General features: G+C 75.1%; 8 protein-coding genes. 7 read left to right on the top strand and 1 reads right to left on the bottom strand.

All coding sequences use genetic code 11. The features are described from left to right. Positions 1–88 precede the first annotated feature (88 nt). Positions 89–748 carry a BON domain-containing protein gene (locus tag AB0J68_RS17350; RefSeq protein ID WP_354862682.1) on the top strand — a complete coding sequence of 220 codons (660 nt, stop codon included), beginning with the start codon at positions 89–91 and terminating at the stop codon, positions 746–748. A 157-nt stretch (positions 749–905) separates the two neighbouring features. Then, positions 906–1,961, top strand: a complete 1,056-nt coding sequence (locus tag AB0J68_RS17345; RefSeq protein WP_354862680.1) for a glycosyltransferase family 4 protein — start codon at positions 906–908, stop codon at positions 1,959–1,961. Between the two features lie 15 nt (positions 1,962–1,976). Here AB0J68_RS17345 and AB0J68_RS17340 read toward each other — a convergent pair whose 3' ends face one another. Continuing rightward, positions 1,977–3,476, bottom strand: a complete 1,500-nt coding sequence (locus AB0J68_RS17340) for a serine/threonine-protein kinase (protein ID WP_363939344.1) — start codon at positions 3,474–3,476, stop codon at positions 1,977–1,979. Positions 3,477–3,641: 165 nt separating this feature from the next. Between AB0J68_RS17340 and AB0J68_RS17335 the strand changes: the two genes are divergently transcribed. From AB0J68_RS17335 to AB0J68_RS17315, 5 genes are all read left to right on the top strand, one after another. Continuing rightward, on the top strand, positions 3,642–4,475 hold the full coding sequence (locus AB0J68_RS17335; RefSeq protein ID WP_354862678.1) for a patatin-like phospholipase family protein: 834 nt from the start codon (positions 3,642–3,644) through the stop codon (positions 4,473–4,475). Next, positions 4,475–5,491, top strand: a complete 1,017-nt coding sequence (locus tag AB0J68_RS17330; protein ID WP_354862676.1) for a 1-acyl-sn-glycerol-3-phosphate acyltransferase — start codon at positions 4,475–4,477, stop codon at positions 5,489–5,491. Before AB0J68_RS17335 ends, AB0J68_RS17330 begins: the two co-directional genes overlap by 1 nt. A gap of 9 nt (positions 5,492–5,500) precedes the next feature. Continuing rightward, entirely contained in the window at positions 5,501–5,821 is a 321-nt protein-coding gene (cutA, locus tag AB0J68_RS17325; RefSeq protein ID WP_234590601.1) for a divalent-cation tolerance protein CutA, read from the top strand. 47 nt (positions 5,822–5,868) lie between these two features. Continuing rightward, the gene (locus AB0J68_RS17320; RefSeq protein WP_363939342.1) at positions 5,869–9,303 is read left to right on the top strand and encodes a hypothetical protein; all 3,435 of its coding nucleotides are present in this window, start codon (positions 5,869–5,871) and stop codon (positions 9,301–9,303) included. Positions 9,304–9,437: 134 nt separating this feature from the next. After that, positions 9,438–10,490, top strand: coding sequence for an acyl-CoA desaturase (locus tag AB0J68_RS17315; protein WP_354862674.1), 1,053 nt, complete (start codon positions 9,438–9,440; stop codon positions 10,488–10,490). Positions 10,491–10,538: the final 48 nt, after the last annotated feature.

Here is a 10,538-nt window from a genome sequence, read left to right as displayed (position 1 = left end):
CCCTCTTGGGGTGAACCGCCGTCACCCGTGCGAGCGGCACGGTCGGCAGGCGAGCCGGCGAGCGTACGGGGGGTGGGCCGTGAGCAGGGTGGATGTCGACGACGACGAGTGGATCCAGCGCGAGGTCCTGGCCGAGCTGGCCTGGGATCCGCGGCTGCGACCGAACGAGATCGGGGTGGCCGTCGACCAGGGAGTGGTCACCCTGACCGGTTTCGTGGACGGCGCGGCCCGTGCGTGGGCGGCGACCCGCTGCGCCCAACGGGTGCGGGGGGTACGCGTGGTGGCCGACGAGATCGAGGTACGCCTGCCGGGGACACCGGGGCGTACCGACGGCGATATCGCCCTCGCCGCGGCCCGGGCCCTGGAGTGGGACAGTTTCGTGCCCGCCGAACGGCTGGACGTCACCGTCGCCAACGGCTGGTTGATGCTGCGCGGCGAGGTCGAGTTCGGGTGGCAGCGCCGGGCCGCCGAGGGGGAGCTGCGCCGGCTGGACGGGGTACGGGGAATCACCAACCTGGTCGAGGTGCGGCCGTCCGCGCCACCGGCCGGCGAGCGGCTGCGGCAGGACGTCCGACGTGCCCTGGCGCGCACGCTCGGCGCCGAGCGGGTGACGGTGGAGGTGGACGGCGACACGCTGGTCCTCGCCGGGGTGGTCCGCTCGTGGTGGGAACGGGACCAGGTGGATCGGGTGGCGTGGTCGGCGCCGGGCGTACGAGCCGTGCACGACCAACTCCTGGTCGGCGGGTAGGCGTCCGTCTTGTCCGGTTTACCGGAGGCCGGGTGGGGAAACCGCCGCGGACCATGCCGACCGACGGCGATACCCGATCGGGGATCAACGGGGAGGACTCGTGGCCGTGAACCACCCGCCCGCCGACCGCTCGCCGCAGCGGTCGTTGCGCATAGCGATGGTGGTCCCGCCATGGCTGTCCGTGCCGCCGCCCGGTTACGGCGGCCTGGAGCAGGTGGTGGCCTGCCTGGTGGACGAGTTGTCCGCGCACGGCCACGCGGTGACGCTGTTCGGTGCCGGCGAGCAGCACGGCACCGACGCCAGCGGCTTCGTCTCCACCGTCGCCGAGGTCCAGTACGAGCGGCTCGGCGAGTCGCTGCCGGAGCTTGCGCACCTGGCCCGGGTGAACCGCATGATCACGCCGGCCGACTTCGACGTGATCCACGACCACACCACGATCGGCCCGCTCGTGGCCGGCCGCCGGTCCGTGCCGACGGTGGCGACGGTGCACGGCAACCCGGTGGGGGAGTACGGCGACGTGCTCGGCGAGGCCGGCGAGGACGTCGCCCTGGTGGCCATCTCGCACGCGCAGCGCCGACTCAACCCGAGCCTGCCCTGGGCCGGCACCGTGCACAACGCACTGGACCTGCGTGGCTTCCCGCGCAAGACCGCGCCCGGCCCAGGGCCGGTGCTGTGGTTGGCCCGGTTCAGCCCGGACAAGGGCCCGGACATCGCCATCCGCGCCTGCCGGGAGGCCGGCCTGCCGCTGCTGCTGGCCGGCAAGTGCAACGAGCCGGCTGAGCGGCGCTACTTCGAGCAGGTCGTCGCGCCGCTGGTCGACGAGGACGTGTCCGTCGTGCTCAACGCCGACCGCGCCGAGACCCTGCGGATGCTCGTCGACGCCCGTTGCCTGATCATGCCGATCCAGTGGGAGGAGCCGTTCGGCATGGTGATGGTGGAGGCGATGGCGACGGGTACGCCGGTGGTCGCGCTCGACCGGGGCGCGGTGCCCGAACTGGTTCGACCCGGGATCACCGGGCTGGTCTGTCGGCAGCCCGCCGAGCTGCCCGCCGCGCTGCTGGCCGTTCGGGAGCTGGACCCGCTGGACTGTGTGGCGCACGTCGCCGAGAACTTCTCGGTCGAGCGGATGGCGTACGGCTATGAGGACGTCTACCGGCGCTTCGCCCTCGGGCGGCCCGCTGCCCGCGAGACGGCCCCCGTCGCGGTCCGTTGACGGTGTCGCCCCGGTTCAGACCCGGGCCGCGCCCAGCTCGGCGATGGCGGCGTCCAGCCGCTGCGCGTACGCCGGGCTGATCGCCCCCTCGCCCAGCCGGACCGTGACCTTCTCGCGCAGCCGGGCCACCGGTCGGGCCAGCTCGTCCCGGCCGGAGCCGGCGGCGGCCAGCAGGTTGCGCAGCTCGTTGCGCAGGTCGAGGCCGACATCGTCGCGGATCTCCCCGTCGCGTAGGCCGGCGTCGATCAGCCCGTCGACACGGTTGGCGGCCTCCACGAGGGTGCCCGGCTCGCCGGTGGGCGCGCGGGTGGCCGGTGGCGACGACGGTGCCGGGGTCGGCCGGGACGGCTCGGTGGCCGGCGGGTCGGTCGGCGGGTCGGGCGGCACGGGCGTCGCCGGGCCGGCCGACGGCTGGGCCCGGCGATCCGGATGCCGGTCGGGCAGCAGTGCCGCACCGGCCAGCGCCACACCGACGGCCAGCACCACCGGGATCAGGAGCAGCAGCGCCACCCGCCGGCGGGACCGGCCGGGCCCCGCACCGGACAGCGCCGTCACCTCGTCCGCCAGCGGTGCCGTCGCGTCGCCCGCGTGCGCCGTCCCCGCGGCGCTCAGCGGCGGGGTCGTCGTCGACGGCGGCAGGGCCAGGGTGGGCACCCGGATCGTGGCGGTCGGTGGGTCGGGCGGCGGGAGGTGGCCGCGCAGCTCGGTGGCGAGCTGCCGGGCCGTCGGCCGGTCCGCCGGGTCCCGGGAGAGGCTCCGCAGGCAGATCCGGGCCACCGCCGCGGGCAGCTCCGGCACGTCGGCCAGGGTCGGCGCCGGGCCGCCGGCCAGCGCGGCGCTGAGCTGCTCCCAGGTGTCCGCCGGGTAGGGCACCCGGCCGGTCAACGCCTCGTGCAGCAGCACGCCGAGCGAGTAGACGTCGGTGGCCGGCTGGGCGGGTGCGCCGTGGAGCCGTTCGGGGGCCACGTACGCCGGGGTGCCGAAGGTGCCGCCGTCCTCGTCCTCGTCCGGGGCGCCGATCCGGGTGGCGATGCCGAAGTCGAGGACCTTCACCCCCATCGCCGTCATCATGACGTTGGCCGGGGTGATGTCGCGGTGCACGATGCCCAGCCGGTGCGCGGCGGCCAGCGCGTCCGCGACCTGTGCGCCCAGCTCGACCGCCTCCGGCCACGGCAGCGGGCCCTCGGTGAGCCGCAGCTCCAGCTCCTCGCCGCTGAGCAGCTCCATCACCACGAACGAGGTGATGGTCCCGTCCGGGTCGACCGTCTCGCCGTAGTCGTGCACCGCCGTCACGTGCGGGTGCACCAACTGGGCGGCGGCGCGCGCCTCCTCCCGCACCATGTCGCGGAACCGCGCGTCGGCGGCGAGTGACGGCGCGAGCACCTTGAGCGCCACGACGCGGTCGAGCACCTCGTCCCGCGCCCGCCAGATCACCGACATGCCGCCGGAGCCGATCTGGTCGATGAGTCGGTACCTGCGGGCCAGCAATCGGCCCGGATGCAGCGCTGCCTTCACGGATCGCACCTGCCCTCGGGGGTGGGAGCCGTATCAGGTTGCGCGAATGTGTCCTGCCTGTCAACGGCCGATGTGCCCGATGGTGGCGGACGGCGGGCGGGGTGCGCCCACCGCCCGGTGGGCGGCGGCCGACTGGTGGCGGCGGGCGCGTGCCAGGATGAGGACATGGCGGGGGGACCGGTGGCGTTCGTTCTCGGTGGCGGAGGGGTGCTCGGCGCCGTCGAGGTGGGCATGTTGCGGGCCCTGTTCCGCGCTGGCATCCAACCCGACATGGTGCTCGGCACCTCGATCGGCGCGGTCAACGGCGCGCTGGTCGCCGCCGACCCGTCCGAGGCGGTGACCGACCGGCTGGTGCGGCTCTGGGCCTCACCCGAGGCCAGCGAGGTGTACGGCGACTCGGTCGCCCGGCAACTGCGCCGCTTCGCCGCCCGCACCCACCTGCACTCGCCCCGGCCGCTGCGCCGGCTGCTGGAATCCGAACTGGGCGCCGACACCACCTTCGCCGACCTGCGGGTGCCGTTCCGCTGCTGCGCCGCGCACATCGAGCGGGCCGCCGAGCACTGGTTCTCCAGCGGCCCGGTGGTGCCGGCCGTGCTGGCGTCGGCCTCGGTGCCGGGCCTGCTCCCGCCCACCGAGATCGACGGCGCGCACTACGTCGACGGCGGCATCGTCAACTCCATCCCGATCGGCGAGGCGGTGGCCGCGGGCGCCGGCCAGATCTTCGTCCTCCAGGTGGGCCGGATCGAACGGGAGCTGACGCCACCCCGGCGACCGTGGGAGATCGCCCAGGTCGCGTTCGAGATATCCCGCCGGCACCGCTTCTTCCGCGAGATGGCCGCGCTGCCCGAGGGGGTGGAGGTGCACGTCCTGCCGACCGGTGGGTTGAACCCACGCGACGACACGCCGTGGGCCTATCGGGACATCGCGGCGGTGGGACGGCGGATCAGCCGGGCGTACACCGCTTCGCGCCGCTACCTCGCCACCCACGTGGAGCGCTGATGCCGCTGCCCCCCAGGTGGCTGCGGCGGCTGCTGATCGCCCCCGGCGTGGTGCTGCTCGCGATCGCCGTGGTGACCACGCTGCCGGTCTGGGCGCTGCTCGCGGCGGCCGTCTCGCCGCTGGTCCCGGGCCGGCTACGCCCCCTGCGTCTGCTCTGGATCGGCTGCGTCTACCTGGTCTGGGACGCTGCCGCGCTGCTCGCGCTGTTCGTCCTGTGGCTGGCGTCCGGGTTCGGCTGGCGCAGCCGGTCCCCGGCCTTCCAACGCGCGCACTACGTGCTGGCCGGCTGGTTCCTGCGGGTGCTGTTCTGGCAGGCCCGCTGGTCGCTGCGGCTGCACATCGACGTGGTCGGCACGGACCCGGACACCGCGCTGCCCGGTCGGCCCGAGCTGGTGCTCTGCCGGCACGCCGGGCCGGGTGACTCGTTCATCCTGATCCACGGTCTGGTCAACTGGTTCAACCGGGAGCCACGGATCGTGCTCAAGGACAGTCTCCAGTGGGATCCGGCGATCGACGTGCTGCTCAACCGCCTGCCCAACCGGTTCATCGCGCCCACACCGGAGCGCGGCGAGGAGACGGTACGCCAGGTCGGGCACCTCGCCACCGGCCTGGACGACAACGACGCCTTCGTGATCTTTCCGGAGGGCGGCAACTTCACCCCCAAGCGCCGACTGCGGGCCATCGCCCGGCTGCGGTCCCTCGGCCTGGAACGGATGGCGCAGCGCGCCGAACGGATGCGCCACGTGCTCGCCCCGCAGCCCGGTGGGGTGCTCGCCGCGTTGGACGCCGCCCCGGACGCCGGGGTCATCTTCGTCGCCCACACCGGACTCGACCGGATGCGCACCGTCGCCGACGTGTGGCGGGAGCTGCCCATGGACAAGCGGATCGTGATGCGGTTCTGGTCGGTGCCCCCGGAGGAGGTGCCGACCGGCCGGCAGCAGCGCATCGACTGGCTCTTCGACTGGTGGGCGCAGATTGACACGTGGATCGCGGCCAATCGGGACAGCGCCGCGTAGGGTGCGCTCGTGGACCAGATCTGCGTGGTGACGACGGTGGTGGATGCGCGTTCGGTTGCGGACGTGCTGGCGGCCGCGGCCGTCGCCGGGCGGCTCGCCGCCTGTGCCCAGGTCGGCGGTCAGGTGGACAGCACCTACTGGTGGCGCTCCGGGGTGGAGACGAGCACCGAGTGGTCCGTGCAGTTCAAGACCGCGCCGGATCGGTTGGCCGCGCTGGTGGACCAGATCCGGGCCAGCCACCCGTACGAGGTCCCGGAGATCCTGGTGTCGCGGGTGGACAGTGGTGATCCCGGGTACGCGGCCTGGGTGCACGACCACACCCGACCCTAGGTACGCGCACTCTGGGCCGTCCGCCGTCGGTTTTCGATGATGACCGGGTGGACGACACCCGCTATCCCTGCCCCGCCTGCGGCGCCCCGGCCGACCTGACCGCCGGTTGCGCCGGCTGCCGCCGCCCGCCGGACCCGGTCGCGGCCGAGGTGGTCCGACTGGGGCGGGAGGTGGATCGGCTCGGTCCGGAGGTGGAGCGGGCCCGCCGGACGTACACCGAGTTGGCTGGTCTGTTGGCGGCCACCTCGCGGCGGCGGGCCGAGCTGGCGGCGGTCGTCCGCGCGGGGCTGGCGGCGGGGGCGCCGGTCGTCGGGCCGGCGCCGGTCGTCGCGTCGGCGTCGCCCGGTGGCGCGGGGGAGCACGCGCGGCCCGGCGCGGCGGAGACCTCGACCCGGACGGTCCAGGGGTTGCTGTTCGTCCTCGGTGGACTTCTGCTCGGCACCGCGGCCGTGGTCTTCACGGCGGTGGCCTGGGCGTCCGTGGGGGTCGGTGGCCGGGCGCTGATCCTGGCGGCGGTCACGGCGCTCGTCCTGGCCGGCCCGCTGCTGGCGGTCCGCCGGGGGTTGCGGGGTACGGCGGAGACGTTCGCCGCGGTGGGGCTGCTGCTGGTGTTGCTGGACGGGTACGCCGCCTGGTCGGTGGACCTGGGTCACGTGGCCGGGTGGCCGGGCACCCGGTACGCCGCGCTGGTCGGGGGGGCCAGCGCGGCGGTCTTCGTGGCGTACGGCCGGTTGAGCGGGTTGACCGGGCCCTGGTTCGCCGGCCTCGTGGTCGCGCAACCGGTGCTGCCGTTGCTCGCGGCGCAGGCCGAGCCCGGCGCGGACGGCTGGGTGCTGGTGCTGCTCGGGGTGGCCGTGCTGAATCTGGCGGTGCTGGTCGCGCTGCGCGATGGGGACGACGCACGCCGGCTCGCCGGTCGGGTGCTCGCCGGGCTGGGTCACGTCGGCGCGCTGGTCGGCGCGGGCGCGTGTGCGTTGGTGCCGTTGGTGCTGGGGCGGTCGGCGGGGTCGCCGTTGCTGGCCGGCGTGCCGATGCTGCTGGTCGCGGTGACCGGGCTCGTCGCGGCGTTGCTGGTCGGCGGCACGGCGTCGCGGGCGGTGGCCGCCGGCCTGCTGATGCCGGTGCTCGCCGCCGCGCTGCTGCGCCCGGTGGGTGAGCTGCGGCCGTCGTTGCTGCTGCTCGCGGCGGCGACGGTCGCGCTCGTCCTGGCCGGGGCGGTACGGCTGTTGCCGACCGGCTGGCGTCCCGGGCCGCGCGCCGGCGCGCTGCTGGTCGCGGCCGGTGCGGCGCAGGTCGCCGTGGCGATCGCCGGTGTGTTGGCGGTGGCCGCCGCCGCCCGGTCGCTGCCGCCCTGGCACGGGGCCGGGTGGGGGCCGGATCTGAGCTGGGGTTGGCAGGTGGCGCCCGCCGTGGCGCTGGCGCTGGGCGCGGCCGCGTCGTTGCTGCCCCGCCGCGGGTGGGCGGGGCTGGCCACGGCCGGCGCGGTGGTGGTGCTGCTCGCCGTGCCCATCGGCTGGACAGCGTCGTGGGCGACGGTGGTGGCCGTGGACCTGGCCGGCGGGGTAGCCCTGGTGCTCGCCGTACTGGCCCGCCCGACGACCCGACCGGCCACCCTGCTCGGCTGGGCGTCCGGCGGCGCCGTTCTGATCGGGCACGCGCTGCTGGTGGCCCTGGCCGATCCGCTCGGCGTCGTGGTGGTGCTGGGCATCAGCACCGTGCTCGGGGTGGCGCTGGCGGTGCGGACGGCCGACGGGCCGTACCGATGGGTGGCGGGTGTCGGTCTGCTGGCCGCGCACCTGGCGCTGCCCGCCATCGCCGCGGTGGCGCTCTTCGCGGCCGGCGCGCAGCCCTGGTGGCAGGCCCGGGCCGCGCTGATCGCCGCCGGGCTGTCGCTGGTCGCGACGCTCGCGGTGCGTCGCCACCGGGTCGACCTGATCGAGTACGCGGTGCCGGGCGCCGTGGTCGCGGTGCTCGCGGCCGGGGTCGCGCCACTGGTGGCGGCAGGGAACGAACCCGTGACGCTGTACGCCGCGCTGGCGGCGCTGGGCGTCGCGCTCGTCGCCCGCTGGGGCCTGCCGGCGCTCGGCGACGAGCGGGACGGTCTCGCAAAGCAGACGGCTGTCGGGGGGCCGTCGGCGATCGGGGGTCTGCTGAGGGCGTCGGGTGCCGTGCTGGCGGGGGTCGCGGTGCTGGCCGCGCTGCCGACGATCCTCATCGCGCTGGTCTTTCCGTACGGCATCTGGGAACCGGTCTGGTCCGGGGCGCCGACCGCGACCGCCGATCGGGGGCTGTTCCCCACCGGGCTGGCGCTTGTCGGGTTGGCGGTGGCCGCGGCGCTGGCCGGTCGGCGGGTGCGCCCAGCGCTGCTGGCCGGCCTGCCGTTCGCCGCCGCCGCGCTGCCGGTGCTGCTCGTCGCGATCGGTGTGCCCTGGCCGGTGCTGCCGGCCGCCACCCTGCTCGTCGGGGTGTCCACGCTGCTGCTCGCCGCCCTGGTGGCGCCCCGTCCGGGGCTCGCGTCGATCGCCGTGCCCGTGGGAGCGGTGTTGGCCGCGGCGGGCGTGGCGGTGCTCCTGGCCACCAGGTCCGGCACGCTCGCGGCCGAGGGCACGCTTCTGGTGACGGCGGTGGTCGTCGCCGTCGGAGCGCGGATGGTCGAGGTGCGCGTCGTCGGAAGCGTCGCCGCCGTGGGAGCGGCGTGCGCGCTGGCGGTGACAGCTCCGCTCGCCAACGGGCTGGGGTTGCGGGCGGCGGCGTACCCGCTGCTGGGGGTGGCCGTGCTGGTCCTCGCCGCCGCGGCCACGTCCAGCCGGCGGCGGGCGCCGGTCGGGCGCGTGCTGGATGCCGCCGCGCAGGCGGTGGCGGGGGTGGCTGCGGCGCTCACCGTCGAGGTGGCGCAGCAGCTCGCGACCGTCTGCGTGCTGTGGGGTGCGGCCGTCGCGCTGCGGCTGCTGCGCCGGGGGGAGCCGGCCGGTCGACGGTGGCGGTTCGCCGCCATCGCCGCGGGCAGCGAGTTGCTCGGTGCGTGGGTGCTGCTCGCCGCCGGCGGGGTGACCGTGCTGGAGGCGTACACCCTGCCGGCCGCGGGGCTCGCCCTCGGCGCGGGCCTGCTGGCGTTGCGTACCCGGCCGGGGCTGACGAGTTGGCCGGCGCTCGGCCCGGGGCTGGTCGCGGCGCTGCTGCCGAGCCTGGTGTCGGTAATGGCCGGGCCGGATCCGCAGCCGTGGCGACGGTTGCTGCTCGGCGCGGCGGCGCTGGGCGCGGTGCTGGCCGGCGCCAGCCGCCGCTGGCAGGCCCCGGTGTTGCTCGGCGGTGCGGTGCTGGCCGTCCTGGCGCTGCACGAGATCGCCCGTGGCTGGGACCTGCTGCCCCGGTGGATCTACCTGGGCGCCGGCGGGCTGGCGCTGATCGGGCTGGCCGCCAGCTACGAGCGGCGGCGTCGTGACCTGGCCCGACTGCGCGCCGCAGTGGCCCGGCTGGGCTGAACGCAAGGCCGGGGGTAGGGCCCGCCCTACCCCCCATCCGGGGGTTGTCAGGGTTACTCACCGCAACCGATGCGGGGAGACTGACATTGACCCCGAACCATCCTGGTTCGGGCGCAAGCGGAACAGGAGCACCAATGGCGCTCGGAGCGGTGGCGGAACCGCCGGTACGACGGCGGGGTAGTGATTACGCACAGTTGTCCCGACGGATCAGTCAGGCCGGCCTGCTGGAGCGGCGACCTGCCTCTTACGTTGCCCGCCTCGTGCTCACCCTCGGCGCCTTCGTGGCCGGTTGGGTCGCCGTGTTCCTGGTCGGCGACTCCTGGTGGCAGGTGGCGCTCGCGGCCGTGATGGCGGTGGCCACCACCCAGGTCGCGTTCCTCGGTCACGACGCCGGGCACCGCCAGATGTTCCGTCGACGCGGTCCCAGCCAGGTCGTCGGGCTGGTCGCCGGCAACGCGGCGGTGGGGATCAGCTACGGCTGGTGGGTCGACAAGCACAACCGGCACCACGCCAACCCGAACCACGAGGACGAGGACCCGGACGTCGGCGCGGGCGCCCTGGCGTGGACTCCCGAACAGGCGCTGGAGACCCGGGGCGCACACCGCTGGATGGCCAGCCGGCAGGCGTACCTCTTCTTTCCGCTGCTCTTCCTTGAGGGTCTGAGCCTGCACGTGGCGAGCATCCGGGCGATCATCGGCCGCGAGCAGAGTGGCCGGTACGCGACCCCGATGCGGCACCGCGCGGTCGAGGCGGGGCTCCTCCTCGCGCACACCGCCGGCTACGTGGCGCTGCTGCTGGCGGTCATGTCGCCGGGCAAGGCGCTGCTCTTCGCCGCCGTGCACCAGGGGCTGTGGGGCCTCTACATGGGCTGCGCGTTCGCGCCGAACCACAAGGGCATGCCGATGCCGACCGCCGAGGACGAGCTGGACTTCCTGCGCAAGCAGGTGCTGACCTCCCGCAACGTGCGGGGCAGCCGGCTGGTCGACACCGCGCTGGGCGGGCTCAACTACCAGATCGAGCACCACCTGTTCCCGAACATGCCCCGGGCGAACCTGCGCCGGGCGCAGCCGATCGTCCGCGCCTACTGCGTCGAGCAGGGCATCCCGTACGCGGAGACCGGGCTGATCGAGTCGTACCGGCAGGCGCTCGGCCACCTGCACGAGGTGGGCCGGCCGCTGCGCGGCTGAACAGAGCGGCTGACGTGAGATCGACAGGCGGGGCGGCATCGGGTGATG

This window comes from Micromonospora sp. NPDC049580, assembly GCF_040675595.1.
Classification (GTDB): domain Bacteria; phylum Actinomycetota; class Actinomycetes; order Mycobacteriales; family Micromonosporaceae; genus Micromonospora.
This window is presented reverse-complemented; position numbering and strand designations above follow the sequence as displayed.